The organism is Enterococcus sp. CR-Ec1, from assembly GCF_002850555.1.
GTDB lineage: Bacteria > Bacillota > Bacilli > Lactobacillales > Enterococcaceae > Enterococcus_D > Enterococcus_D entomosocium.
The window spans coordinates 222,328-248,996 of record NZ_CP025223.1 but is presented as its reverse complement, the minus strand read 5'-3'; the positions used below and the strand labels follow the sequence as shown (position 1 = coordinate 248,996).

General features: G+C 42.8%; 21 protein-coding genes and 1 pseudogene. 3 read left to right on the top strand and 19 right to left on the bottom strand.

Annotated elements, in window-relative coordinates; genetic code table 11:
- The first annotated feature begins 48 nt into the window (after positions 1-48).
- Together CXM95_RS01170 and CXM95_RS01165 are read left to right on the top strand one after the other, a co-directional pair.
- On the top strand, positions 49-924 hold the full coding sequence (locus CXM95_RS01170; protein ID WP_016619592.1) for a glycosyltransferase: 876 nt from the start codon (positions 49-51) through the stop codon (positions 922-924).
- Positions 925-1,056: 132 nt separating this feature from the next.
- Complete coding sequence (locus CXM95_RS01165; RefSeq protein WP_233499076.1) at positions 1,057-1,899, top strand: matrixin family metalloprotease; 843 nt, start codon at positions 1,057-1,059, stop codon at positions 1,897-1,899.
- 325 nt (positions 1,900-2,224) lie between these two features.
- On the opposite strand, the gene CXM95_RS01160 is transcribed toward CXM95_RS01165, so the two are convergent.
- From CXM95_RS01160 to CXM95_RS01145, 4 genes and pseudogenes are all read right to left on the bottom strand, one after another.
- Complete coding sequence (locus tag CXM95_RS01160; protein ID WP_008376425.1) at positions 2,225-5,242, bottom strand: polysaccharide lyase 8 family protein; 3,018 nt, start codon at positions 5,240-5,242, stop codon at positions 2,225-2,227.
- Positions 5,243-5,446: 204 nt separating this feature from the next.
- Positions 5,447-6,246: pseudogene (locus CXM95_RS01155) on the bottom strand (PTS system mannose/fructose/sorbose family transporter subunit IID).
- Positions 6,239-7,027, bottom strand: coding sequence for a PTS mannose/fructose/sorbose/N-acetylgalactosamine transporter subunit IIC (locus tag CXM95_RS01150; RefSeq protein ID WP_005226797.1), 789 nt, complete (start codon positions 7,025-7,027; stop codon positions 6,239-6,241). Before CXM95_RS01150 ends, CXM95_RS01155 begins: the two are co-directional and overlap by 8 nt.
- A 140-nt stretch (positions 7,028-7,167) precedes the next feature.
- On the bottom strand, positions 7,168-8,130 hold the full coding sequence (locus CXM95_RS01145; protein ID WP_199559931.1) for a PTS mannose/fructose/sorbose transporter subunit IIAB: 963 nt from the start codon (positions 8,128-8,130) through the stop codon (positions 7,168-7,170).
- 190 nt (positions 8,131-8,320) lie between these two features.
- Between CXM95_RS01145 and CXM95_RS01140 the strand changes: the two genes are divergently transcribed.
- Positions 8,321-9,028, top strand: a complete 708-nt coding sequence (locus tag CXM95_RS01140; RefSeq protein ID WP_034872082.1) for a GntR family transcriptional regulator — start codon at positions 8,321-8,323, stop codon at positions 9,026-9,028.
- A 24-nt stretch (positions 9,029-9,052) separates the two neighbouring features.
- Here the strand turns inward: CXM95_RS01140 and CXM95_RS01135 are convergent, their stop codons facing one another.
- The 15 genes from CXM95_RS01135 to yajC all read right to left on the bottom strand — a co-directional run bounded on the left by CXM95_RS01135 (position 9,053) and on the right by yajC (position 26,667).
- On the bottom strand, positions 9,053-10,828 hold the full coding sequence (locus CXM95_RS01135; protein ID WP_101698773.1) for a glycoside hydrolase family 35 protein: 1,776 nt from the start codon (positions 10,826-10,828) through the stop codon (positions 9,053-9,055).
- A gap of 13 nt (positions 10,829-10,841) precedes the next feature.
- Positions 10,842-12,005, bottom strand: coding sequence for a glycoside hydrolase family 88 protein (locus tag CXM95_RS01130; RefSeq protein ID WP_101698772.1), 1,164 nt, complete (start codon positions 12,003-12,005; stop codon positions 10,842-10,844).
- 149 nt (positions 12,006-12,154) lie between these two features.
- Complete coding sequence (locus CXM95_RS01125) at positions 12,155-12,982, bottom strand: DUF7402 domain-containing protein (protein WP_101698771.1); 828 nt, start codon at positions 12,980-12,982, stop codon at positions 12,155-12,157.
- On the bottom strand, positions 12,957-14,723 hold the full coding sequence (locus CXM95_RS01120) for a DUF2264 domain-containing protein (RefSeq protein ID WP_101698770.1): 1,767 nt from the start codon (positions 14,721-14,723) through the stop codon (positions 12,957-12,959). Before CXM95_RS01120 ends, CXM95_RS01125 begins: the two co-directional genes overlap by 26 nt.
- Before the next feature lie 444 nt (positions 14,724-15,167).
- Positions 15,168-16,625: a glycoside hydrolase family 1 protein gene (locus CXM95_RS01115; RefSeq protein WP_101698769.1), complete on the bottom strand. Its 1,458-nt coding sequence runs from the start codon at positions 16,623-16,625 to the stop codon at positions 15,168-15,170.
- 19 nt (positions 16,626-16,644) lie between these two features.
- Entirely contained in the window at positions 16,645-18,501 is a 1,857-nt protein-coding gene (locus CXM95_RS01110) for a beta-glucoside-specific PTS transporter subunit IIABC (RefSeq protein WP_199559930.1), read from the bottom strand.
- Positions 18,502-18,589: 88 nt separating this feature from the next.
- Positions 18,590-19,405 carry a PRD domain-containing protein gene (locus CXM95_RS01105; protein ID WP_223347153.1) on the bottom strand — a complete coding sequence of 272 codons (816 nt, stop codon included), beginning with the start codon at positions 19,403-19,405 and terminating at the stop codon, positions 18,590-18,592.
- A 383-nt stretch (positions 19,406-19,788) separates the two neighbouring features.
- Entirely contained in the window at positions 19,789-20,283 is a 495-nt protein-coding gene (locus tag CXM95_RS01100; protein ID WP_101698767.1) for a GNAT family N-acetyltransferase, read from the bottom strand.
- A 277-nt stretch (positions 20,284-20,560) separates the two neighbouring features.
- The gene (gene lacD / locus CXM95_RS01095) at positions 20,561-21,556 is read right to left on the bottom strand and encodes a tagatose-bisphosphate aldolase (protein WP_324847117.1); all 996 of its coding nucleotides are present in this window, start codon (positions 21,554-21,556) and stop codon (positions 20,561-20,563) included.
- 185 nt (positions 21,557-21,741) lie between these two features.
- Positions 21,742-22,911 (bottom strand): SIS domain-containing protein, encoded by a 1,170-nt coding sequence (locus CXM95_RS01090; RefSeq protein WP_101698765.1) that lies wholly within the window; start codon positions 22,909-22,911, stop codon positions 21,742-21,744.
- Between the two features lie 178 nt (positions 22,912-23,089).
- Positions 23,090-23,824 (bottom strand): GntR family transcriptional regulator, encoded by a 735-nt coding sequence (locus CXM95_RS01085; RefSeq protein WP_005232618.1) that lies wholly within the window; start codon positions 23,822-23,824, stop codon positions 23,090-23,092.
- A 214-nt stretch (positions 23,825-24,038) separates the two neighbouring features.
- On the bottom strand, positions 24,039-25,067 hold the full coding sequence (locus CXM95_RS01080; protein ID WP_008376454.1) for a PTS system mannose/fructose/sorbose family transporter subunit IID: 1,029 nt from the start codon (positions 25,065-25,067) through the stop codon (positions 24,039-24,041).
- Complete coding sequence (locus tag CXM95_RS01075) at positions 25,057-25,863, bottom strand: PTS mannose/fructose/sorbose/N-acetylgalactosamine transporter subunit IIC (RefSeq protein WP_005232623.1); 807 nt, start codon at positions 25,861-25,863, stop codon at positions 25,057-25,059. Before CXM95_RS01075 ends, CXM95_RS01080 begins: the two co-directional genes overlap by 11 nt.
- 26 nt (positions 25,864-25,889) lie before the next feature.
- Positions 25,890-26,372, bottom strand: a complete 483-nt coding sequence (gene agaV / locus CXM95_RS01070; RefSeq protein WP_005232625.1) for a PTS N-acetylgalactosamine transporter subunit IIB — start codon at positions 26,370-26,372, stop codon at positions 25,890-25,892.
- Between the two features lie 19 nt (positions 26,373-26,391).
- Positions 26,392-26,667 (bottom strand): preprotein translocase subunit YajC, encoded by a 276-nt coding sequence (gene yajC / locus CXM95_RS01065; RefSeq protein ID WP_008376459.1) that lies wholly within the window; start codon positions 26,665-26,667, stop codon positions 26,392-26,394.
- Between the last annotated feature and the right edge of the window lie 2 nt (positions 26,668-26,669).

Here is a 26,669-nt window from a genome sequence, read left to right as displayed (position 1 = left end):
AGGTTTTTATTAAAAAATAAAAAACACTAAAAAGGGTGGACCTGAACTATGAAGAAGAAAGCTGTCGTTTATTGTGTTACGGGGTCACATATTCAATTAGCTGCAGTATCCATTGCGTCAATAGTAAATACTTATGAAGGGAATGAACCTTTAGATATATTAGTAGTTGTAAATGAACTAGGGAACGAAGAAATACTGAAATTGAAAAGTATTTCTAGATTATATGGAGAAAAAAATGTAATTATTACTATTTGGTATCCACCTAAAATAATAAACGAAATAAAGAATTATAGTAATTCGCGTTTTCCTGAAGTCACTCTGTGGAGATTATTTCTACCTTCATATTTTAGCAATTATGATTACATTCTCTATTTAGATAATGACACTATTGTATACGATGACGTATCCAATTTCTTTGATTTGATCCCTGATCAAAAATCAATTGCTGCAGTTAGAGACTTCTACTTCTCAGTTATAAGTGATACAGAGGACAGCTTTAAATATTTTGGCGTAAAAACTATGAAGAATTACTTCAATTCTGGAGTTATTTTATTTAATGTAGTTGTGTTCAATGAACAGATACGACCAGAAGCCATAGTACGTATGATAAATAAGAATGAATACTTGTATTTAGATCAAACCATTTTAAACATTCTTTGTGAGAGAAGTGTTGAGTTGTTGCCTTATGAATACAATTACCAGAAAGATGATCATTGGTTATTTGATTGGGCAAAAAATGTGAATCCACTCAAATTTTTGAAAATTGAAAAAGCTAGAAAAAATATAAAGATTCGACATTTCGTTGAATTTGAAAAAAATTCGATGCCCTGGGAGCATCTTTCCATACAAGATAAATGGGAAAAAGATTTTTGGAATTATCTGTATGAAATCAAGTCAACAAGTTTAAGGAGTGGAAAACAATGAAAAAAAATTTTTTCAAGAATTCGTTCGTTATTTTTAATTGCATTAATTTACTCTATAGGAACAATTTCTGTAGATGCAAAGTCAGCCGACATAGCGAAGACGCCTATTGTTGATTATTACTATCCTGGAATATTGTATGGTACAGCTACTTGTGTTAACGAATACGGTACCATCATTTACGACTCAAACTCACTAGGAGAAGCCTACCAAGAGGCTGTCAATGAAGCTGCGCAATCATGGAATCAGTCGATTGGGAGATCGGTAATTGTCGAAAAATCAAGTGTAAATGCAGCAGATAACCAAGTTGATTTAGTTTTGCAATCAACGGATGGCGATTCCTATGCAGATATGGGGTACTCCGGATTTGGTTGGGGGAATAGTACGAACAGAATATTTTTGAATAAAGCTGCTTTAAATGACGCATCATCTGGAAAAGGAACCTCCGGCTACGTACAGCTGGTTTCAACTATCCGACATGAAATGGGGCATACTTTAGGTCTCCAACATGACAATGGATCAGTGATGGCTGATTTATATGATGCCCAGGTTAGCAACAATCAAGAGATGCTGGATGCAGCGCAAAAAACGGCGGACTCAATTTCTAAGGGGATACTTCCTGCTGTCCCATTATTCAACAAATATGCGATACTAAATATCCTTAATAATAGGGATAAAATCTATTATTTGAATAATCATCGTTCTAATCAAATTGCCTCAATCTTTTTAGATTCTCCTGCTGGAAAAATTTCTGGCGTTACTTTCATCGATCAAACAGTTGAAATAACAGGTAACTATAATTTGTATAAACTGTCTCTGTCCCCAAGAGATCCGTATGTAGGAACAATTTCTAGTAATAATCTTATGAATAGAACTGTTTCAGTTACTGAAGATATTGTTTCTATTTATGGTCAACACTATTATCTTTTTGAAATTGATGGAGAAGAGTATATTGTTAATCGCCGCGCCTTCGGATAAATTCGCTACCAATTCTTACTTGAAAAGTTGCCACTGCAATCTTGGAAAAGTGTGCTTGCAATCTTAGATACATTCTTTAGTGGCAAACATACGCCTTTTAAGTAAGAAGAAAATTAGCAAACGTTTCATGCTAATGCGCAAGTTTTCAGCATTTTCTGTGAGGATTTTTTTGACAAAACCTCGGCCCTTGAAAAGTAGTTAAAGGAATTAATAGTCAAAGAAAAGTCTATGTTTAGCCTTTCATCGTATCATTTTCTAGCTGACAAAAAACAGCTAGAGATTGATCCCTAGCTGCTGATGATGAGACAGATAGCATTGAAACACCTTACTCGACTACAATCACTTTATTTCCACCGTCTTGCTCCGCAAAGTTCACCGTAAATAGATTCGTCGAAGCATCATAACTGATTCCATCGCTTTGAGAAACGATTTTTTGGTAGTCTTTTGGCAATTTTAAGGTCATGGTAGTCGTTGTTTGAGTTGGATCAGAAAAGGCATAGATGGTTTTGCCTTCTCTACTTGTTCTAATCAATGAAAGAGGTTTGTTAGTAGTAATATCGGCGACACTACCTCCATCATTCTGCCAAAAATTGATACCTAAATAGTCAGTTTGATCAAGTTTTACGGCTTGAACTTCCGAGGTATTGGCTAAAATCTCCAGCGGTTCTTCTTGGGCATAGGCAGTCAGTTCTGTTTCATTGATACCTGGCAACATGACATACGCATAATGATCCTCCATGGGATTTTTGCCATGATTGATCAAGAATTTTCGATATTCTCCGGTATAAACCGCATTACTTGGAAATGCCTCATTGATTTCTGTATAGCTGCCTGTTCGTGTTTCACTTACCACGTTTACTGTCGTTTCTTCTGGAAAATAGTAACCGATATTGGCCTGGGAATGATCGGAGTCTAACAACAACCACTGCTTGCTACTTGTTTCATTTAACTGATCAATACTTCCTTGATCAGAAAGGATTTGATAAGTATACGCATCGTTTAGTAAGCGATTATCCACGACCGTCTCAATAGAAGCTGTCGTATCACCAGTGATTCCCGCACCTAAAGCGACAATCTGCCCATCAATGATAAACCACGATTTTTTTGCCCGCACGTTCATAGGTAAAACATTCCCGTTATTTTTTGTACCCGTTTTGTTTAATGCCATTCCCACCGCAGCTGCACCATCATAAGCCACACCGCCTACCCACTTTTCTGGAGACGTTACCGTTGTAAAAGCTGAATTTTCATCCGCTAATTGTATGGTGTCCACGGTTGTTCCTGGCAAGCGATATGGATCGACGGTCGGCCAATAGCTAGAATTGAATTGAACTTGATCATCATTATAGAGGTAGAGCATCCCGTCTGCTGTATGCCACCCACGCTTGTTTTCCTTGTTGCCAGCTTCAAAGGAAGAAATGCGACTGGAATATAGTCCTAAACCCACCATATAATCAGTTGTTCGTTGAACAAAGCGATCCATTGAAGCGTACAGTTTTGTTCCCGTAAAAGGTAATGCATCCCCTGTAATCGATGGGTCTGCCAAGAGATTCATTGTCATTTGTAAATCATTGAAGTCTCTTGCATTCGTCAAATAATAGTCTGGATTTTCTTTGAGCCAATATTTGGCAGCTTCACGGAATCTTTGCTGGTATTGAGTTGGTGCGAATTGGGATACGATCAGCAAATTATAAACTGTTGATGAGCCATAACCGACTTTGTTTTTGGCTGGAGCTCTTGAAATCGAACGACCATTGACCAACGGCAACATTTCTCCTTGATAGATCAACGGCAAGAATGCTTGATCAACATTTTTGACAAACGTTTGTACGAGATCGGCATCCATTTCAAAACTTGACCCTTGCGTGATAGCTAGAATTTGTCCCACACCCTTGATCAGTACATTTCCATAAGAACCAGTATAAGGGATCGTATTATGCTGAATAAAGGAGCCATCTTTATAAAAACCATCGCCTTTTGTGACTAACTGAAATACTTCTTCGATACTTGCTGAAGCTTGGGTGATTTTCCCAGCGTCCCTTTGCAAAATGCCCAAGCCTAATACAGTAAGCGCGAGATCTGTACGATTAGCACCAGAAGTCACAAAATTTGGAATAAAAGCAAGCTCAGTAAAACTGCCTTGTGTCTTCGTATACAATTGCTTGAAGGGATCTGGTACATAACTGCTGATAATGGCAGTGTATTGCTGTAATTTCTCGGACGGTAACTCAGCGCCTAAAATCATTAAAGTACTGATCAGTTTTTGCGGGACACCGATTTGCCAATCCCACCAGTTTCCATGGTACTTTTTCCCATCATACCCTTTTCGAGTGACCATGAAATCTATCCCATCAATAATCGTCGTCGCCACTGCATCATCTTGATACAAAGAACTACCTTTCGTGCCATAGGCTAAAGCCATTTTCTGTAATTTTGTAAATTGAGTCGTTACATCCGCTGAAGCAGTATTCCCTTGTTCGAGGGGCCATAGGCTCGTTCGATCAGATGCTTTATTTATGGTTTGATACAACGCCTCAGCTTCTGAGGTGACCATCTGCACGTAATCAGCCATAGTCGGATTATTTGGATCATAGTGATCGGAAACCAGTTGATTTTGCCATTTTTCTTGCAGCTGCATAAATTCTGCTGTATGATCTTCCACGGGCAAGCTGCCGATAGGACCGCTGCGCATCGATAATACCTTCAGCTTAGATAAATTGCCAAACAAACGGATACCCACATACCCGGACCAGTCCCCATCAATTGCCGTACCATTGGGATAGTTTACCTTTTGATTCTCATAAAATAGCTGATCATTTAAAAAGGCACGAAAACTCGAGCCCTCATACTGAAGCAAGAGTTTATATTTTTGTCCCGCAATCAAAGTAGGTCCAGAAATAGCTGTCAGCCATTTTCCACCTGGTTGACCAAGTTGCCACTGCCCATCACGATTATAAGCAAACGATTGCCACTGATCTGTCTTTTGTTCATCTGCGCGAAAGACCACCCCAATGTTCGCTTGGTCTTCATATAAGAAAGTAGTTTCAAAATCCCCTGAAGACCGCTTGGGAGCATCTTTGTTGAGCGTTACTGATTCCAGATTGGTGCCTTGCTTCGTATTACTGATCATTAAACCAGTAGCATTTTGTGCTACTTCGGCTTTCCCGACTAAATCTTGCCAAGACCCTTTCTGGTTTGAAAAATCCGAGTGATAGATCGATTCTGCTTCCGGCAATTCGGGTATTTGTTCCTCGGCATTTCCAGAAAGACGAGTGGCGCCAACTACCGAATACAGCAACAAGAAACACCCCATGATCAGCAGATATTTTTTCCCTTTTTCCATCCTTTACTCCTCCTATTTCCCCGCGCAAAAGATAGCGCTATCATTTCGTGGAATAGGAAAAGAGTGAAGAAATTCATTTCCGCACTCTTTTCCATTTAGTTCAACTATTCTAAAAAAGAAAACAGGTTGACTACCCTAACTGCTTATACGATTTACAAAACAATCACAGCAGCTGCCCATTTCCTTTTACACCATGATTCTTTCCTAACCCAAAATACCAAATGCACTCAAAACGATCGACAAGATCAAGATGATCCAAATCACTCGAGTGGAATTTAGTTTCTTTTGGCCTAACATCCAGTAGGTCAGCAAGACGAGCAAGATAGGTACAAGGGATGGCAAGATGGCATCCAACGTGTCTTGGATCACTAATTCGACGCCGTCTTTTTATAGACAAAAGGAACAGTTGCTTTGACGACAGAGGGAATCAAGGCACCAATCACTGTGACCCCTAAAACGGTTGCGGCATTGGTGAAGGCAGATAATTTGTCTTTCAAGGTCGTCACTAATTTGACCCCTTGTTTGTAACCTAGGGGAAGCAACGCTGCCCGACCGAAAAGTAACGCGATGTTGGCGATGATCCAGATGACACAACCAACGACGGAACCATTTTGCGCCAATGTGCCAGCAACAGAGCCAAAGATCGTTCCCCAAATCACGTGGAACAAGGAGTCACCGACACCGGCTAAGGAACCCATCAAGGCCGTTTTCAAGGCGATGATCGTTTCTTTGGCTTTGTGTCCGTCTTGTTCTTCAATCGCGACATCGATCCCCATGATCAAGTTCCCAAAGATCGCATTGGTATTAAAAAATTGATTGTGGGTCCGCAGCATATCTTGCAGCTGGGTTTCATCATGGCCATAGAATTTTTTCAAGACGGGCAGGATGCCGTAAAGGTAGCCTGAACTCATCATTCGCTCATAGTTCCAGTTTAATTGGCTTGCCAAAATATAACGCCAGCTAATGGTATTCAACTCTTTTTTTGTCAGTTTTTGATCACTCATCGCCATCATATCCTCCTTCAAAATCTCCGGCAGCTGCCGTTGCAACCGTGCCTTTTTCGCTATCACGTTTAAAGACTAACATTGCTGCTACAAGTCCGATGATGGAAACGCCGAGCATTGGTACTTGCAGATACGCAGCTAAAAAGAAGCCTAATAACAAATAAGGAATGTAGTGCTTTGTTGGCAAGTAGCGCAATAAGATCGCTACCCCGACGACTGGCAAGACGCCACCAGCGGTTTTTAGTCCGGTCATCAGCCATTCTGGCGTGTTATCGGTAATCGTCGTAACGACTGCATCTCCAGCTAAAAGCATCAATAAAATCGGAATCGCCCGTGACAATCCCCATAAGAAAGAACCCGATAAAACTAACCGTGGGATTCGTTTGACTTGCATGTTGTCGATGGCTCTATCGATCCGGTGTAGTAGAAATACGTTACAAAAACGAGCCACGACATCCAGTTGCAGCATCAGCAAGGACACTGGAACTGCTAAGCCGATGCCATATTCCGCGCCGTTTCCTGAGATCACGGCAAACGCTGTTCCCAGTACTGCGCCGGTAAAATAATCCGGGACGGATGCACCACCAAATGCGGCGATCCCCAAACGCATCAACTGTAAGGTCCCACCGACCATCAAACCGGTCTTTAAGTCCCCCATGATCATTCCAGAAATCATTCCGGCGATCGCTGGTTGGGTCAACGTATTGGAAATAAGTGAATCATTAATAGCAATAAAAGCATAAACAGTAATAAGAATGATTTGATACGCTGCTAAATGCATGAATTTTCCTCCTAATTGTATGAACGAGTCTTAACTGGCTAGTTATCGATCGTTATGTCGCCTCAGATAAATCGTGAAAAACACTCGTTTTTTGACAAATCTTCCGCTACATATTCTCCTCGATTCAATCCCTGCCTGGTTTATCCTCGTAATTTCTCCATAAAGTCGATCGATGGTTCATTGGGTACAAGCTGTGCCGTGACGGTGATGCCTTTTGCGGCGATCGCTTCAAAGATCGGCTCTTCTTCTGGCAGTACTTGAATGCTTTTGGTCACTTCCCGTGCGCCTTCTTTGTAGCTCATGTTGCCGACGTTGATCGCTTTGATCGGTCCATCTGCTTCAATATAACGCAAAACATCTTGGGGATTTTTGAAAAGTAAAAACAACCGTTGTTTTCCATAACGACCGGCGCGAATATTTTTGGCTGCCGTTGCCACTGGAAGGACGGAAAGTCGCATCGAAGTTGGCGCTGCCATTCGTAAAGAAGATTTTTGTAATGGGTCTACGGCGGCTTCATCATTGGCTACGATGATCCGTTGCGTGTTTAAACTGGTGGACCAGATACCGGCGACTTGTCCATGGATCAAGCGCTCATCGATTCGACTATTGACGATATTTTCTTGCCCAGCATACGCACTGTAATCCCCTAATTCCTCTTGCTTTTCTTCTAACATCTCTTGTTCTGCTTGGTTCATCCCTGCTTTGACATCAACGATGTTTTCTTTGGCTAAGCAAAGCAGCTCTTTGATCGTCGCTCGTTGATTGACGACTGCCTCGATCACTACGGACAATGTCATTCCAGCGAAGATCGCCACTTCGTCATCCTCTAAATAATTCTTGACTGCAACGTTGCACGGGGTTCCTCCTAATAAATCCGCAATAATCAATGTTGAACCGTTAAGGGCTTTCATTTTCTCGTTCAATTCTTTCTCAAATTGTAGATTGTCACTATCTGGTCGTAATGAAACGGTGTGAACGTTTGCTTGCTGGCCTACGATCATCTCCAGACTGCTTTTGACCCCTTCTGCCATGCCGCCATGACTGATCAATACAATGTTTTCCACTAATTTCCCTCCTACTCCGCAGGTCGCCCCACTTAACATGTTATGTTCCTTGTAAGCATACTATACCACATGGCAAGCCATTCGTAAACCTAATATCTTAACATATTGAATTTTATTTTTCAGGCCTGTATAGACTGGAAAACAACGAATTTTCTACACTAATTAAGTGGCAGGAAAGGATTTAACATGTTATGCTTGATGTATTCATATGGAATGGAGGGAAACCACTGTGCTGCCAAAGTATGAGCAGATCAAGCAAGATCTTTTACAAGAAATCAAAGACCATAAATTCATTCCCGGTGATAAGTTTTATTCAGAGGCAGATATCAAGCGGATGTATTCTGTTAGTTCAATCACGGCAGTCAAAGCGTTGAATGAATTGACGAGTGCTGGCTATCTGTATCGCATCCAAGGCAAAGGGACCTTTGTTTCAAAAGCAAAAGTATCTCAGAGTGTGAAGTTTTCCGACATTGAGCTGCATTCACTGGACCAAGAAAAGGTCAAGGTCCTTGCGGTGGAAGAAGGAAATGACCCAGAGATTTTGAAAGAATTAGGATTGGCTGCCAGTGCTTCCTACTACCGAATCAAACGAGTCCGCTATTTTGGCGACGTTCCTTTCTTGGTTCACATCACTCATTTGCCGAAGAAGCTGATGAAAGAACCGATCGCCAAAAACCTCAACCAATATGCTAGTGTTTATGAGCGGGTCCGAAAAGACTTTGCGATCGACATTTTCTCATTGGCTTCTGTTGAAACCAACGAAATCGTCTTTCCTGATGACGCTGAATTGTTGAACTTATTGCAACTGAGCTTCCGAGAGCCTGCGGTCAAACAAGTCAAGCACTCCTATTTGGCAGATGGAAGTGTCGCTGAATACATCGTCAGCTACAAGCATTGGAAATATTTCAAAACAAAAATAGAAGTAGAGCCCGCGTAAATTTGGGTCTCTACTTCTAGTTTTTTATTCTACGACAGGTTGATCACAGAAAACGAGTTCCTTGATCTCAACGCCATCGGTTTCAAATACCACGACTTCGTTGCTGCCTTTTTTCAAAAATTCTTTCGGACAGTATAAGGAATGCACGGGGCCACGTTGCCAATAGCGACCAAGATTGATGCCATTGACGATAACGACGCCTTTCCCATACCCACGGCAATCGATAAACGTATCTCCTACCTCTGTCAGCGTGAAGGTCGTTTGATAAAAGGAGGGGTGTGTCGGATTTTTTCCTGCTTGATAATCGATGGCTTGTAGCTGCTCTGCGGAAAGCGTCAATGGGTAATGACGATAGCCTTGATGAAAATGAATATCTTGCATGATGCCTCCACGGATACCTTTGGCTTGTGTAGGCCCGTTCAATTTAAACCCGTAATTCACGCGCCCTAAGTTTTCCACTAAGACATCTAGCTCGATGGTTTCTTTATCTGGTGCCCCTTGGATCAACAGCTCCTCGCCTAGCGTTTCTTGGTATTGAATCGCCTGTAATTGGCCGTCGGTAAAAATATGCAACCGATCGCTAGCTTCTACCACTTTTAGTTTGTTTTCTCGATGATAGTTTTTTAACTGAACCGAATAGAGCAAATAGCCGTAGCCTGTGCTGGCAGCTTCCATTGTTAGAGGATACATGCTTTCTTGTGGTGCCATCAGCTGATCTTTGATAGCCAATAATGAGACACTGTTTTCGATGGGAAAGGTTCCTAATGCCGCTAATTGCTTGGTCCGTGGTTTGGCTTGCCACACTTCGGGACAGGCTTCTTTTATGGCTTTTTGTACATGATAGTATTTGTCGGTAGGTGCTCCTGCTTCTGTCAGTAAAGCATCGTAATCATAGCTGGACACTTGTGGTAGATCCAGCGCTCCCCGAGCGGAACAGCCATTGTAAAAGCCAAAGTTCGTGCCTCCATGGAACATGTAGAGGTTCAAGGAGCCGACCGCTAACATCTCTTTGACTTCATTAGCTAAGTCTTGACCGTCTCGCTTGATGATCGGCTCGCCCCAGCGGTTGAACCAGCCATCCCAGTATTCCATGCACATGATGGGCCAATTTTTGCCATGTTTTGCCATGAAATCTTTCATCACAGCCGCATTTTCCTTGGAACGACTGCCGAAATTGCCTGTGACAAAGACGTCGTCTTCAATCAATGTCCCAGCGTCCAAGACTTCTTCCCATGCCCCATCTGAGGTAAACAAGGGTACATCGATGCCGTATTCTTCCATCAACTCCTTGGTCTGGCGCAAATACGCTTTTTCCATTCCATAAGAGCCGTACTCATTTTCCACCTGCATCATGATCACTGGTCCCCCATGGGTGATCTGCAACGGCACAAGCTTTGGCAATAAGACCTGGAAATAGTTGCGCACCTTTGCCATGAAGCGTGGGTCGGTTGAGCGCAACCGCATCGGTTCATTTAACAGCCAAGCTGGCAACCCGCCAAATTCCCATTCAGCACAGATGTAGACGGACGGGCGTAAAATGACCATCAAGCCTAGCGTTTGGGCTTGCTTTACAAAAGCACAGATGTCTTTCATTCCTTCAAAGTCGTAGACTCCTTCACGAGGTTCGTGGAGATTCCAAGGAATGTAGGTCTCAACTGTGTTGGCTCCCAGTGCTTTTAGATTGTAGAGGCTATCTGTCCATTGCGCCGGTGTCATGCGGAAATAATGGATCGCTCCGCTGATCAATTTGATTGGTTTTCCATCTAACAAAAAATCTTCTTTTATCTCAAACGTTCGCATGTCGTCTTCCCCTTTACCAGTATCTTTGCCAATCAGGCAATGCCAATCGGATCAATCCTTCTAAATAGAAATAATCACCCCAAAGATTGGGCTCATCGATGCCTTTGCCTTCCGCATGAGCATACACACCATGCAGCAATAAGCCTTCATTTTCTGGTACTTGGCTCGCTGCATACTGCTCGCCTAATTGGTAAAGCATTCCTTTAGCGATTTTTTGGGCATCGGGATATGCACCCATTTTCTCTGCTTCCAACAAGCCACAAGCCGCAATCGCTAAAGCAGAGCTGTCTTTTTCAGCAGGATGTTGGTCGTTAAAATCAAAGTCCCAATACGGCACCAAATCTGCTGGCAAATAAGCCAAAAACACCTCCACGATCTGCGGATAATTTTCTGGAAAAGGCTGGCTATGCAGGTAGCTTTCATTCAAAGGAAGCCCTAAAATCGCCCAGCTCTGTCCTCTTGCCCAAATCGATTGGTCGCTGTTTCCTTGATGCGTCGCACCGTGACTTGGCTGCCCCGTCTCAGGATCGAAATAATACGTATGAAAGGTGGTGGCGTCATTCTTGATGACGGTCTTTCGGACTGTCTGATAATGCTTACTCGCGGCCTCTGCGTAACGAGGCTCTCCCGACAATTGAGTTGCTGCAAATAAAAGCGGCAAGTTCAGTAGCGAATCAATAATCAAGCGGTATTCTTGTGGGTCGCCATAAGTGCCCCATGCTTGAATAAATTCCCCCTTTTCTTGAAACCGTGCCAGCAAAACATCTGCTGCTTGAATGACTTCTTGCTTGCAGTGTTCATTGCCAGTGATCTTGTAGCCCGCACCGGCAGATAAGCTATATAAAAAACCAATATCATGATGATCTAATACAAAATGGTCGTCTAAACGCGTTTGAAAACTGTCGATATTTGCCATAGCTCGATCAAGAAAGTTCTTTTCCTTGGTCCACTCATAGGCGAGCCACAACATCCCGGTCCAAAAGCCATTGGTCCAATCATCGTTGCCTTTCAGCCGATATTTGCCATTGGTGGCACAGGCTGAAGGAAACTGTGTGCCAAAGCGCTGACTATTTTTTTCGATCTGTTGGATGCACGCGGTGATTTTATCCGCTACCCACACATCGGTCACTTTTTCTCCTAACAGGATCAAGCGTTGTTTGTTCTCTTGCAGACGCATGTTTACCCTCTCCTTAACTTGTTAACATATTAACTTAAATCATTATAACGTAAACGCACAAAAAAAGCGACCTCCCTTTGTTGATTCCCAAAAAAAGAGCATGACAACTGCACACAAATGCAGACCTGTCATACTCTCGTCCTCTTTTTTTAACAGTTCCAACCAAATACTTCGATTTGTGAAAGAGCTGGGAAGGGGGAATCATCCTCTGCTTTTTGCAGCTCTTTATAGGTCAGCTTAGTCGTTTCTTTTTTCGGAAAACGGACTTCTTGAAAAGACGCCGTATTTGTCGTTTCCACCACCAGCTCTTCTCCATCAGCAAAGACCAAGGTCCCTTTGGTCCAGTAGCTATCATGGGGATAATCTGCCCGCAATAGGAAGCGAACCCGATCAATCAAGACGGGACGACCAAACTCAATGGTCAACGCAGCATCGGCTTGCTGATTGATGCCCCAAGAAGCAAACGGATACGACCCGTGGGATCGGTTGCCATATTTTCCATCAATCGCATTCTTAGCAAAAAAGACGGAATCATCTCGCGTTTCCACATTCGCTGAAGCATGAGGATACGCCCCTGTCGCTGACTTTTGATCATGGGCATTGAAGGATAAATTTTGATAATTCGTGATCTCAAACGCATGGGCTTTGCGCACCATCAGGTGATGGCGCTGCGAGGTAAAGGCCGTTTCCACCAAGGACTTTCGAGCGGATTCCGTCCAAGGAATCTGATACTCCCAAGTGGATTGGGAAAGATAGATCAGTGATGGTGCTAAGGTTTCATCAAGCTGAAGGACATAATACGGATTTTCCCCCGTCACCTCAATAACGATCTTATCTCCTTCCTCATAGGGATAGTTTTTAATGGCTAATACGGCCAAATCATCATCAGAAACTTGAAATGGCGCGGGTTCTTTTTCATGGTCGATGCGACCGACGATCACCTGGTCCTGCTTATTTTTTATTGCTAGCGTAATCATTTGGATCGATCCTTTCTTTTTCTACGATACCACCGACTAAACAAATCAAACGGTGCTTCCCTGGCGGAATATGTTGTGCTAAGTATGGAAAACTGGTTCTTGGAAAAAAGACGGAGGTATTGGCTTCTGGCTGAACAATACTGGCTTGTTGATAGCCTTCGATGTTGATGATTTGAGAACAAAAGCCCCCTTCACTGACTCGACTCCAGGTCGGTCCTGTTTGGGCCTGAGGCAACCGTCCAGTCAGCGGTACACTAAATCCGCCCTCACGAAGGTCCAACGAAATCGTCGTCGTCAACTCGTGCACGCGCACATGCCACTGACCAAATGGATAAATCTCAGTTTCAATAACTACCTCCTCAAAGGGAGCCCATTGGAAAAAGACGCCTTTTTCCGTCACTCGATAATCCATGACTGCGCCCTTCGTGCGAAAATAGCTGCCATCTCGAGCAATAGCTAATGTGCTATCGAAGGCGCCTTCGGCATACGTGACGCCGGCTTTCGGCACACTGAAGCCAAATTTGCTCGAATAGACGAATTTGCTGTATTTTGCTTGAGCATGCGCTTGCTGTTCAAGCATCAAACCTGCAGGATACCCCAACAAATGATGGTTTTTTTCATTGTGCACCAGCAACATATTGCCTTTTTCAATCCGTTTTTGCAGCTCTCTCTTGATTGGCTCAGGTTCAGCCCGCCAAAAAGGATGCGTTTCTGCGACCGCTAAAAGCAAAAAGGTCTTAAGCCCCCAGTAAGGCGAGCCTGGTGCATTGTACCCTTCTGCCATCACTTGATTTTCATAGTGGTATCCGATGGACAAGCGACCATCGAAAGTGAAAATCTCCTGCGCCATCCAATTGCGCAAGTGTTTCGCCAGTAGTCCTCGCATCTGTCCCCATGGGATCGCTTCGACATCTGCGAAAACCAGCGCCGAGAAAAAAGCACCTTGCGCAAACCGATAGGTCAGGCTCCGGCCATAGGGCAAGGCTTCGCCGTCTTCATCAAAATAATAGATGAAGTCTTGGGCAAATCGGGTGGCCCGTTCTTTAAAACGCTGTGCCCATTCTGGGTCTTCGTCTTGCATAAATGTAGCGTAAATCAAGCCATAATAATGAAACGCAAAAGGAATATAGTAATCTCGCTGCGTCGTTTTCCCATCTACGTACCAACCATCGCCAATGTACATGGAATCGATCAATGCCAACTCTTGGGACAATGCTTCTTTTGCCAACGGTTCCCCACAGTGAAACAGGGCAATGCGAATCAACACTTTGAAGAATGTCCAGTTGTTCTTAGGAATCTTGCACGCAAGTGCTTGGGATAGCCAAGCCACTAGCTTTCGCTGGTTCTTCTGCGGCAACGCTGTCCAAAAAGCATCCTTTTGCAATAAAAGAGTCAATGACAATGCGGCTGCTTCCACGATGTATTGATCATAATCCGTGATCCTTCCCCAGTAAAATGCGTGTTCAGGATCTGTCCCCGCCATCACTTTTTCCACATAAGCTGCTCGTAACGGATCATCTGAGCAAATCCTCCAATAAGGCGCCAACCCCCACAAAGGACGCACAAGCGCTTCCATCTCAGCCCGTGTTCGGTCATACACGGCCCCACTGCTACCTAGATTCAATCCTGGATAGTCATCTGCCAATATTGCTGCTTGCAAAGGAGCGATCATGTCTTCCAATGCCCGCTGATAATCCAGACGCGTCAAAAACGGATTCTCTTTGATTGCCATTTGCTTCATACGCCATCTCCTTCTGTCAATTTACAGAACAGAATAGCAAGCAACGGCTTTTTTATCAAGCGATCTTCTACTGGCAATACTGTTGAAAAATGAGAAAAGATTTTGAGGGATTTTTGACTTAACCTGTTAACAAAAAAGAGGAATTGAAGCTATGGGAAAGTGATTGGAGAAATGGCGAAAGTTAACTGATTTAATATTAAGAAAATATGATAATCAATAGGAATATTTATTAAAAAAATCATAGAAAAGTTTTAAACTCATTTACTAATCAACACATACAAACACCATTGAAATACAAATACGCGACAGCAGTTGAAACTGCTGTCGCGCGCTTTGGGTCTTATGCTTTTAAAAAGCCAAGCATGAGGCACACTCCTACTTGCAACGATTGTCTGAGTTTTTCTGTTTCTATCTTTTTGCTCCCCTGCTCATTCACAGCCTTTTTTATAATTCATCTCCATTAGAAGCAATCACTTTCTTGTACCAATAAAACGAGTCTTTCCGATAACGAGCCAAACTTCCTTGTCCTTGGTCATCTTGATCCACATAGATAAAGCCGTAGCGTTTTGACATTTGAGAAGTTCCGCAACTGATCAGATCAATGCAGCCCCATGGCGTGTATCCCATGAGATCAACACCGTCTTTAACGGCTTCGCGCATTTGTTCAATGTGTTTTTTTAAATAATCGATTCGATACGCATCGTGGACTTCCCCATTGACTAACTCATCTTTCGCTCCTAATCCATTTTCACAAACAAATAAAGGTTTTTGGAAACGATCATATAATTTGATCAATGATATTCTTAACCCAATTGGATCAATTGGCCAGTCCCATTGAGAGAGCTCTAAATATTCATTTTTAATTGGGCTATCAAAAGTACCTGCTAATTTAGATGCATCTTCTCTCGCCTCCGCAACATGAGACATATAATAACTAATGGCCACAAAGTCCACTGTCCCCTCTTTAAGGTTATCCGCGTCTTCTGGTCGGATATCGATGGACAAGTCATTCTCTGAAAAGTAGCTATAAATATAGCTAGGATAATACCCCCGTGCTTGAACATCTGGATAAAACATATTCAACTGGTTGGATTTCACTGCTTGCAGTTGATCTTCTGGCTTTGTCGTATGTGCATATGCTTCTATTTGATTGATCATACACCCAATCTCTACATCAGGAATAATTTCTTTCGCAGCTTTTACAGCCAATGCGCTTGCCAAGAATTGATGGTGAGACGCTTGATATGCCGCTTGCAATGAATCATCCACTAAATCTTCTAAGATCCCCGCCCCTGTATATAAGCTATTAAGATTCATATTCATTTCATTGAACGTGATCCAATACTTCACCTTATTTTTATAGCGTTCAAGAATGACTCGGGCATACTTCTCAAACAAGGGAACTAGCTCACGACTGATCCATCCGTTGTACTTCTTCGTCAGTTCGATCGGCATTTCATAATGTGACATCGTTACCAAAGGCTCAATACCATATTTCGCACACTCATTGAAAACAGCATCATAAAAAGCTAGTCCTGCTTCATTCGGCTCATCTTCAAGTCCCGTGGGGAAAATCCTCGCCCATGAGATTGATAAGCGAAAACATTTAAATCCCATTTCTGCAAATAAAGCAATATCTTCTTTGTACCGATGGTAAAAATCAATGCCCCAACGTTTTGGGAAAAGATAATGTTCAGGATGCATCGCATACTCAGCTAACTCTTTTGAAGTAACGTTAAAAGTAAAATTATTTACTTTTCCAGAAGCATAAGGGTCTTTGTATGCGGCAAAATCTGAAGTGGATAATCCTTTTCCGCCTTCTAAATAAGCACCTTCGATTTGGTTAGCAGCGGTAGCTCCTCCCCATAAAAAATCATCTTTAAATCCTGTAAATTTTTTCATTATTTTCTCTCCTTTTCTATTATTGAATGCACATCATCAAGCGCGATGTCGTTGACTCCACATGCCTATCTCCAGTAATGATCACGTCTAAAAATTCTGAGCTATTGGTCACAATGATCATTGTTGTTAGATCATACCCACTTCTAGCTATTTTTTCTAAGTCAAACCTAATGATGGGTTGTCCTTTTTCGACTGCTTCGTCTGCTGCAACAAGATAATCAAAAGATTCGCCTTGCAGCTTGACAGTATCGATCCCAACATGGATCAAAAGATCGACACCTTCTTCTGAACGTATTCCTACCGCATGCTTCGTCGGAGTCATCATCGTGATTTTCCCGGAAAATGGTGCGTAGACTACGCCTTCTTCTGGAAAAATTGCTACCCCTTTTCCCATTAGCCCTGTTGAAAATGTCTCATCTGCAACGGTCGCTAAATCTCTGACCTCGCCTTCCATAGGAGAATAAATTTCAATTGGATATTTGGTTTCAACTGCTATATTGGTCGTTTTTTCTGATGCTTTTTCTGATGCTTCTTCTTCAAATCCCAAAAACATTGTTAGAACAAACGAAACGACAAAACTAGCGATATAACCGATCAGCGCATAAATAAAATTATTCGAATCCTGAATAATGTATGTTGGTAAAGCAGTAATACCAGGAATAGAAAATGCGGTCACTTGGACAGCAAAAAAGCCAAAAATCGTTCCTCCTACAGCGCCTCCTGCCAATGAGGCATAGAAAGGTTTCTTCAAGCGCAACGTTACGCCATAGATAGCTGGTTCAGTAATTCCGAAAATTGCAGGAATCAGAGTAGAAAATGCCAAAGATTTCGTGGTCGCTTTTTTCGCCTTCAAAGCTACCCCTAAAACAGCTCCAGCCTGTGCACTATTCGCAACCAAATTCATCGGCAAAAGCATAATATCGTAGCCTAATTTTTGAAGACTAGCAAATGTTCCAGGAAAGAAAGCATAATGCATACCTGTTATGACGATCAGCGGCATCAGTCCTCCCATCAACAAGCCCGCTAAAGGACCTGCAACGGTGAACAACGTGGTAAAGATTTCTTCTAAATATTTACCTAAAAAATTTCCTAGTGGTGCAACGATCGCTAATAGAATCGGTGCCGTGACTAGTAAGGTCAACATTGGACTAAAAACGATGTTAACTGTTTTAGGAACTACTCGATCCATCCATTTATTGATATAGCTCATAAGAAGTACACCTAAAATAATCGGTAATACCGTAGAAGAATAGTTATTTAATGGAATGGCTAGACCAAATAACGATAATGCACTTCCTCCTTCTGCCGCACCATTGATCAGCGTGGGATACATGAGGATCGCTGCTAACGCAGCAGCCAGAGACTCTTTCGTCTGAAATTTTCTAGCTGCTGTGATAGCAACAAAGAAAGGCAAGAAGTAAAATACCGCATCTGAGAAGATATTCAATACTTCATAGGCAGAGCTCTCTGGTGAAAGCCACCCAACTACAACGAATAATGCCATGAGACCTTTGATCAAACCTGACCCGATGATTGCAGGCATCAGTGGCGTGAAGATTCCACTAATCACATCGAAAATTTTATCTAAGAAGTTCATTTTCTTATTCGAAGACCCTTCCTTAGTAACCTCTTCCCCTAATTGATCGGCAACTTCTTTGTAGACTTCAGCCACCTTGGCACCAATGATCACTTGATATTGCCCCCCACTAAATTGACTGCCGATCACTCCTGCTAATTCATTGATCTCATTCTTTTCTACTTTCGAATCATCTATCAAATTAAATCGTAAACGGGTAATGCAATGCCAGCTTTGGGATATGTTACTTTTTCCACCAACTAAGGCAATGATTTTTTTCGCTAATTCTTTATTTTCCATTGTTGCTCCTCCTTTACTAAAGAAAAAGCCCAAGTGAAAAAAACTTCCACTTAGGCTTATGCTCTTTTCTAGATAACACACCTTATCTTTATTTAGTTGTAATTCGTTCAATATGAATGACTAAATATACCAATTCATCCTCAGAGATTTTCCAATGGTACTCTCTATCTAGCATATCTTTAATGAGCAGACCACAGGCATAACTTTTCATATATCGTTCCTGAATCAGTTCACGTATTTGCTCGTCCATCTTCAACGACGTTTTTTTGTTTTTTTGGCGCATAATGAAATAACGAATATGAGTAATAAATCGTGAATAATCTGCTGTTGTTTTATCTAAGACTGTTCCATAAAGGATTTGGACGATTTTAACAATTTTTTTGATCACTTCTGTTATTTGCAATGTATCTGCCATATTCGACTGATCAATCTGTCCATTCACAAAATGAAGCGCAATAAATGCTGCTTCCTCTGGCAATAATTGCACAGCTAACTCTTGTTGAATAAGTGCCAACGCTTGCTTACCGATTTGATATTCTTTGTAATATAGATGAGGAATCTCCCATTTGATGGGATTTTCATTTTCTACCGAATTGTTCAACGAAAAAGTTAAATGGTCTGCTAAAGAAAACAACAATCCGGTACCAAACTTTTGATTTAATTCTGCTTCCCCAAGATCAATAATTTTTGCTGCAATACTTAATACTTCCGGCGTATAATTCTCTATCTTATGGCTATGCTTCTCCTCTTCATTGGGAGTAAAAATTTTACTGATCAATGCTTCATCAACCATGTCTCCACGTTTCTTTTTAAACCCAATTCCTGTCCCAAATAAAACTTTCTCAGTCCCTTGATCATCTCGTACCAAAACAATATTGTTATTCAGTGTTTTTACTATAGTCATCATTTCCACCTCCTTAAAGACAAAAAAACACCAAACCTAAAACGAAGCTTCCTGCGCTGTTACGCGAAGAATAACTTTGCTTTTGGACTTGGTGGTGCCTGACTTGTTTATCAGTAACACTCCTGCATCTTTGACAACATCGTACTATCTACAAAAGAAAATGTCAACCCTTACATTTTTCTTAAAATCGATGACTATACAAATCGATAAGGGCACCAAGTCGCAGTATTAGTTATAAAAACCAACGATTTTTTATAGCTACTTTTTCGTAATGTTTACTCATTTATTTAGGATTGTTTTCCAGAAAATCTAATTTAATAAGGAGGTTTTTTAAATTTTCATAACCGAATGATTTGTTATTTAATTCTTGCTTCACCTGTTGTTTAAGAATTTCTGATCTTTTTCTCAAAGCAGACCACACTTACCTTCTGATCATTGACTGTTGTCACGGCTTTTCGTGTTTCTTTAAATCCTTGACTCTCCCAGAAAGATCTACCGGCTGTATTTTCTTCAATAACAGCGAGAGATACGAGAGAAATCCCCTTTATGCGCCAGTCTTGTTCTACTTGATGATAAAGAGCTTGCCCGTGCCCCTGACGTCTTTCGCCAACCAGCAGCAAGCCAATATACGCAGTGCCCTCTTGCGGATAATCAACAAGATAATCCATGATAGCAATAGGTTTTTGATCAGAATAAATGATAGAAAATACCTTTTGCTCTTGAACCACGGCTGGCGGAAGAACAGTCATGTCACGCATGAGTTGTTCGATGGAAGGTGTCTCTTTCGTTAAAGCAAAATAGGCCTGGTTTTTCTGATAAATACTATAGGCAGCTTGTTGGTTTTCTGACGTGACGGAATGAAACGTATACTCGTTCATGAATGCTCCTTTATTGTAGGTTTATTGAACTTTATTTCGACCAAAAGTGAAGCAGGTGGATTTGATGGCTCTTACTGCTAGTTTATCCTATTCAAGTCCCCTCGTAAATTACTCTCGCAACCTCTTCCTATTTACGTTGCATTCCTACGATGATAACCGAACTTGTCAAGGCATAAAAAGACACCCTAAAGCCTTAAGTCAGAAGCCTATCACTTCTTCTCAAAAGCCCTTAAGATGTCTGATTACTGGCCATTTCTCTTGTCAAACAGCGAAAAAACTATTCTTCGACTGCGACTTTGTCCCACCAAGAAGTGGCGGTCTTTTGGATCACTTCATTCAAGTCTTCGATGTGCTGTTTTCCAGTACTTGCTAGCCATTCTTTGGCTGCTTCTGCTCCTTGTTTTACAAAGGGTTCAACACCATCTTTCCACGTTGCTCGGCCGCACAAGACGCCATTGAAGGTGGAGCCAGCTTCTTTGGCAAAAACCAGTGTTTCTTGGAATAAGCTGGCTGATACGCCTGCACTGAGAAAAATAAACGGCAGATGCGTCGCGTCGCTTTGCGCTTTGAAATACGCGGCAGCTTCTTCCTTGGTATGCACGGCTTCTCCCTTGGCAAAACCTGCCACATAATTCATGTTGACTGGTACTTCCACTTTTAACACATCAACTTTGTACTGCGGTTTTGAAAATTCCTTCATCAATCCGATGACTTTTTCTGGTTTGCGTTGCGCATATGCTTTTGAGTCGACTTCAGGCAGCTTAGCATCATAGGAAAGGACTTCTAAAAAGAAGGGCAGATCAGCCGCTTGGCATTCACTGCCGAGTCGTTCCACAAAGACGTGTTTCAACTGATTGATCTGGGCATCTTCATCTACATCATAATAAAGCAAAAATTTGATGGCATCGGCGCCTGCTACTTTTAATCGCTCAACTGACCATTCCCCTAATAAATCAGGCAAACGTCCCGGCGTAGTCGCATCATAGCCGGTTTTTTCATACGCCAGCAAAAGCCCCGCCTCTGGATCACGACTTTGCGCAGCTGCCAACCCATATTCTGGATCTAGTAAAATGGAAGACGCGTAAGGGGTCAATTCTTGTGAGACTAGCTTTTTAAACTGGCTGATTTTTTCTGCATCAGCCTCCACGCCAAGTGCTGCCATCATTTTTTTCAAGGCACCTCGTTGGTCGATTGCTAAAGCTGCGATCACTCCTTCTTTCGTTGACAGACGATCCATCGCTGCTTTTTTGGCTTTCGTTACGGTTGCTTTCATTAAAATTCCTCCTTTTTTGTCCATGCCAAAGAATCAACCGCTTTCACTTTTTTCAGTGTTGGCGAAACGGTTGTCAGCACGTATAAAAATGTCTATTGATGAAGCCGTTCGACTGATTGACCACCGCACGTATCGACTTCGTACAAGAAAAGATACGTGCTCGTGGTGGTCTTTCTCAGTCATCGTTAGTTGTTATACGGATGAATCGTCACGCCTTTGACCACCCGATTGACGGTACGCGTTGGCGAAGGGGTATCCGGTGTATTACCGACTTTGATCGATGCCAACAGTGCGATCGTTTGCGCAAAAACAATGTCTGCTAAGGCAAGATAGCCATCTGGCAGTGAAGTGTCATCTGGAAAGAAAAAGTTTGTTCCTGAAAAATTCACAGCTGCCGGCTGTCCGATGGCGGTCACTGCGACGGCGATGCCGTCACTCTTTAATTCTTCCAACATATCAAGATCATACTGCCGCGTGTAGGGCGTATTGCTGACAAACACAAAGACGAGGGTTTGATCATCTACGAATGATTTCGGTCCATGACGGAAGCCCATCGAAGAATCGAACACGGTGGCGATTTTTCCCGCAGTCAGTTCCAATACTTTTAGCTGTGCTTCCCTGGTCAACCCCGACAACGTGCCTGACCCAAGGTAAACGATTCGCTTAAAGGAACGGTCCGTCAGTACTTGGAGATCTGTTTCTCTGTCGATCACTTCTTGCCCCAAACGGCTAAGGGTTTCAACATAATGCCCTTTTTCCGCCAGAGGCGTCTGGTCAAAAATCAGCAGTGCCGAAAGGGCCATGCAAGAAAAGCTTCCCGTCATCGCAAATCCAGCATCATTTGACCTCTCAGGCATCAATAACAGATAACTCGCTTCATCAGCGGCAGCTTGTTGTGCCAAAGATCCGTCGGCTGCACAAGTGATCGTCAAATGATAGCTGTCGGCAACGAATTGATCGACGATTTTGACCGCTGCTAAACTTTCTGGTGAATTGCCACTTCTAGCAAAAGAAACGAGCAGTGTTGGCTCATCCGCAAATAAAACTTGTTCTGGAGCAGCGACAATATCCGTCGTAGCAATACTTTCAAAAAGATAATCCACCGTTGCGCCGTTCTTATTCAAGTAAGTAACGATCGTATCTCCAACATATTGCGATGTCCCCGCTCCCGTGAAGACCACGCGGATTCGCTTGTCCGTCTTTTGCTTGATAGTACGTAAGAAAGCCGCGATCGCCTCTTGCTTTTCTTGATAGATCGTCAAGGTTTCTTGCCACAGTTCTGGCTGTTGTTTGATTTCTCTTGTTGTAATCTCCGCACCTAATTCTGCTAATTCCTTTGTTGACAGTTGAAACATCTTTCTTCCTCCTAGCTGCTGGTTTTCCAGTATGTATTCCCAGTGACGGTACGAGGAGCGTTGTCTTGGATGAATACTTAGCGATCACCCAAAGGGCAAACTTCCTCGACCTCACTGGTTTTGAATACACACCTTTTCTTTGCTCGAGCGGATCATTTCAGACTGTCTAGGAAATGCGCTACTCGTCGTTACGCAAGTGGCGGACTTTGTATCTAAATTGGTCTGCTCGAGCAACACTCAAGGTGTATTCGATCACTTCATTTTCAATATTGAACGTGCTGCGTACCAGGTTCAACACCGGCGCACCTTCGTGGATTTTTAGCAATGCCGCATCTTTCGCACTGGCAATGCTGGCAAAAAATTCTTCGTCCGCTAGGCGGATCACTTGATGAAAATCTTCATGGAAGATATCGTACAATGGTTTTTGCTCGATCATCTCACTCGTTAAATTCATGAAGCGCTTGACGGGCAGATAAGAACGCTCGATCATCATCGGTTGGCCATCAGCAAGACGCAATCGTTTTAACTTGTAGATCGGCTCGCCAATGGAAACTTGCAACTGAGTGGCAAAATATTTTGTCGCTTCCATTTTTTTGAATGCCAATACTCTAGTTTCCGGTTGTTTCCCCAGTGCTTTCATTTGTTCGGTAAAACTATAGGAACCCGATAAATTGGTTGCCTGCTTGCGGATCTCCGAGACAAAGGTTCCTTTACCATGTTGGCGATAAATATAGCCTAATTTTTCTAACTCCTGTAGTGCCAAGCGAACGGTGGTCCGACTTAACCCGTAGCGCTTTGACAGTTCTCTTTCTGAGGGAAGCATCGTGTCTGCTTCCATTTCATTTTCGATTTTTTCAATCAGTAAATTTAACAATTGATCGTATAATGGTTGTCGATTTTTATTGATATTCATAAGCCCCTCCAAACTGGTTACTACCACATAACGAGTGTACTATTTCCCGATAGGCGTGTCAAACAATCGTCTACAGGGGCTCTGTTTCCTGTACTTGCAACTCTTCACGCAGGAAAATGAACCAATTGCCAGCACGAGCTAAGCTGAAAAGTCAGCTTTTGCTTGCTTAGCAAAACTCCTCCTACGGTTTGCGCCGTTTCTTCTGCTAGCTTGCTTATTGCGGCCAAATGGATGGATACAGACCAAAGCCAGAACCGATCAAGCCGATCACTAGCAGCAAAGCGATACATTTCAACGGCGTCCAGCCGCGTTTTGATAAGAAGAAATACAGCATCAGTGTGATGGTCAATGGAATCACTTGCGGCAAGATCCCATCGAGGATTTTTTGAATATCGATCGTCACGGGCACTTCGTTGACTTTGTTAAACGTCAATTCATATTTGCCGTTAGCCAATTCGTTGACCGCCGCATTTTCTTGCAGTGTGTCGGTCAATTGTCCATTCTCATCCGTGGTATACAGCATGTCTTCGTAAGCGGCAATGGCTGCTTGATCATCCACGATCGTCGTCGCTTGTGTCACTTCATTGGTAGTACCGTTAGGGATCTGAATATCCAAAGACGTCGCCCCATACACGCAGGTCAAGGAACCGACAACAAAGATCCCTAAAATACTCGCTGCTCGGGTGAACTCTTTGGCATTTTCCGTTAAGATCCCAATCGCATCTGTCCCTAAACGATAGGACCAATGCATCAAGAAGAACCGTAAACCAAATTGGGCCGCATTGAATACCAGTAAGAAAATAAACGGTGCAGCGATGTTGCCGTTGATCGCCATATTGGCTGTGATACCAGCTGTTATCGGTACCAGAGTGAACCAGAATAACGCGTCACCGATCCCGCCTAGCGGTCCCATCGCGGCGACTCGCACTGCCCGAATCATGGGAATATCGGCTTTGTTTTGTTCCATCGATAGAATGATCCCCATCACAAAGTTCACGAGGAATGGATGAGTATTGAAAAACTCTAGGTTATGGCTCATTGAAGCAGCCAAGTCCTTTTCATTTTTGTGGATCTTTTTCAATCCCGGTAAAATACTGAATAACCAGCCTCCTGCTTGCATTCGCTCATAGTTGAAAGAGGCTTGTAGAAATAAGGAACGCCAGACCATATTGTTCAAGGTCTTTTTATCCAGTTGTTCTGCGGGCGCTTGTTCGCTATAAGAATCGGGAATATTATATGCCATCTTCATCGCCTCCGAAATCATAGGTATTGGCTGTTGCTACTTTAAATTTGGACTGGATTTGATAATCCCAAAAGGCTAATGCAAAACCGATAAAGGCTAGAATGATCAAGGCTGGTCCTTGCAAGGAAGGTGCCGCCATTACGATCGTGGCTAAACCAAACCCCATAAAGAAGAAGCCCCACATTTCTTTGGAAACCATCACTTTTAGTAAAATCGCAAAACCGACATACCGCATCATGCCCCCAGCTGCGCCGAGCCCACCCATCAACCATTGAGGGATCGCTGCGACCGCCTGATTCCCGAAGGCAGCACCGCCGATAAAGAATAAGACCACAATCAAGCCGAAGATCGTTCCAAGACCCACCATCGCTAAATAATTGATCCGGTCAATGCCCTTCGTATTGGCATCATGGGCGTAGCTGTCAGCTTTTGACATCACTGGCGACATTAGTGAGAAGATAATCGTCACCCCATATTGCCCCAGCAAAGAAAACGGAATCGCCGTAGCGACGGCCACTGTCGGTTCCAGCTGCAGCGTGATCGCTAAGATTGCTGCCATAATTCCGCCAATCACCGCATTTGGCGGTTGCGCGCCGCCCACCGGCATATTGCCGATCGTCATTAACTGATAGGTTCCGCCAACGATCAAGCCGGTTTGAAGATCTCCAAGAATAAGTCCGATAACCATCCCGGTAACAATGGGCTGGTACAATGATTCTAAAAAACTAAATTGATCGATTGCGGCAATGAATGTAACTATGAAGACTAAAATGATTTGAAAAATCGTGTAATCCATTTTCTTTCTCCTTCCTTATCTCTGCATCACTGAAATAATTTCTTTTCATCTTCAACAGGTGTCGTTGGAACCCGCTGAATCACTAATTGCACCCCCATTTCCTTCAGTTTTTTAAAGGCATCGACATCTGCTTCATCGACGGCAACTGTCGTAGCAACCTGTCTTTTCCCTTCTGACATATGCATATTCCCAATGTTGAGTTTCTTGATTGGCACCCCACCTTCAGCTAATTTCAACGCATCTTGAGGATTTTCAACCACCATGAAAATCTTTTGTTTTGGCGATGCTTTATGAATGATCTCGATGGTTTTTTGAATCGAGAAATACCTCGTTTGGACGCCAGCTGGCGCCGCCATATCCATCAACCCTTGTCTGACTTTGTCTTTGGCGACCTTATCATTTGCCACTAAAATTAGATTTGCCCCCAACGTACCGTTCCATTGGGTGGCAACTTGCCCATGAATCAACCGATTGTCGATTCGCGTCAACAAAATATTTGGTTCTCCCATAAATATGTCCTCCTTCTATTTACTGCATGATTTCTGCAACCGCACTGCGTTCTACTTCGATCACCGTTCCCGATTTCACCCTTAGATCGACCGTCTCTTTCCCAAGTGCTTGAATCTCCCCAATAATGCCGCCGTATAATTTGATTTTCTGCCCCTTTTTCAAGGACTGCTGCAATTCAGCGAAATAGCCTTTTTGCTTTTTCAGATGTTTCCCATTCAAGAAAGATGAGACCGCCAAAAAGAGAAAGAGAAAAACAAGCACCACGATTGAGGCTGCTAAGATCATTTCCCACATCG

Coding starts and splice junctions, on each gene's coding strand:
- CXM95_RS01170 (WP_016619592.1), top strand. CDS start 49: ATGAAGAAGAAAGCTGTCGTTTATTGTGTTACGGGGTCACATATTCAA.
- CXM95_RS01160 (WP_008376425.1), bottom strand. CDS start 5,242: ATGGAAAAAGGGAAAAAATATCTGCTGATCATGGGGTGTTTCTTGTTG.
- CXM95_RS01150 (WP_005226797.1), bottom strand. CDS start 7,027: ATGCATTTAGCAGCGTATCAAATCATTCTTATTACTGTTTATGCTTTT.
- CXM95_RS01145 (WP_199559931.1), bottom strand. CDS start 8,130: ATGTTAAGTGGGGCGACCTGCGGAGTAGGAGGGAAATTAGTGGAAAAC.
- CXM95_RS01135 (WP_101698773.1), bottom strand. CDS start 10,828: ATGCGAACGTTTGAGATAAAAGAAGATTTTTTGTTAGATGGAAAACCA.
- CXM95_RS01130 (WP_101698772.1), bottom strand. CDS start 12,005: ATGCGTCTGCAAGAGAACAAACAACGCTTGATCCTGTTAGGAGAAAAA.
- CXM95_RS01125 (WP_101698771.1), bottom strand. CDS start 12,982: ATGATTACGCTAGCAATAAAAAATAAGCAGGACCAGGTGATCGTCGGT.
- CXM95_RS01120 (WP_101698770.1), bottom strand. CDS start 14,723: ATGAAGCAAATGGCAATCAAAGAGAATCCGTTTTTGACGCGTCTGGAT.
- CXM95_RS01115 (WP_101698769.1), bottom strand. CDS start 16,625: ATGAAAAAATTTACAGGATTTAAAGATGATTTTTTATGGGGAGGAGCT.
- CXM95_RS01110 (WP_199559930.1), bottom strand. CDS start 18,501: ATGGAAAATAAAGAATTAGCGAAAAAAATCATTGCCTTAGTTGGTGGA.
- CXM95_RS01105 (WP_223347153.1), bottom strand. CDS start 19,405: ATGACTATAGTAAAAACACTGAATAACAATATTGTTTTGGTACGAGAT.
- CXM95_RS01100 (WP_101698767.1), bottom strand. CDS start 20,283: ATGAACGAGTATACGTTTCATTCCGTCACGTCAGAAAACCAACAAGCT.
- lacD (WP_324847117.1), bottom strand. CDS start 21,556: ATGAAAGCAACCGTAACGAAAGCCAAAAAAGCAGCGATGGATCGTCTG.
- CXM95_RS01090 (WP_101698765.1), bottom strand. CDS start 22,911: ATGTTTCAACTGTCAACAAAGGAATTAGCAGAATTAGGTGCGGAGATT.
- CXM95_RS01085 (WP_005232618.1), bottom strand. CDS start 23,824: ATGAATATCAATAAAAATCGACAACCATTATACGATCAATTGTTAAAT.
- CXM95_RS01080 (WP_008376454.1), bottom strand. CDS start 25,067: ATGGCATATAATATTCCCGATTCTTATAGCGAACAAGCGCCCGCAGAA.
- CXM95_RS01075 (WP_005232623.1), bottom strand. CDS start 25,863: ATGGATTACACGATTTTTCAAATCATTTTAGTCTTCATAGTTACATTC.
- agaV (WP_005232625.1), bottom strand. CDS start 26,372: ATGGGAGAACCAAATATTTTGTTGACGCGAATCGACAATCGGTTGATT.
- yajC (WP_008376459.1), bottom strand. CDS start 26,667: ATGTGGGAAATGATCTTAGCAGCCTCAATCGTGGTGCTTGTTTTTCTC.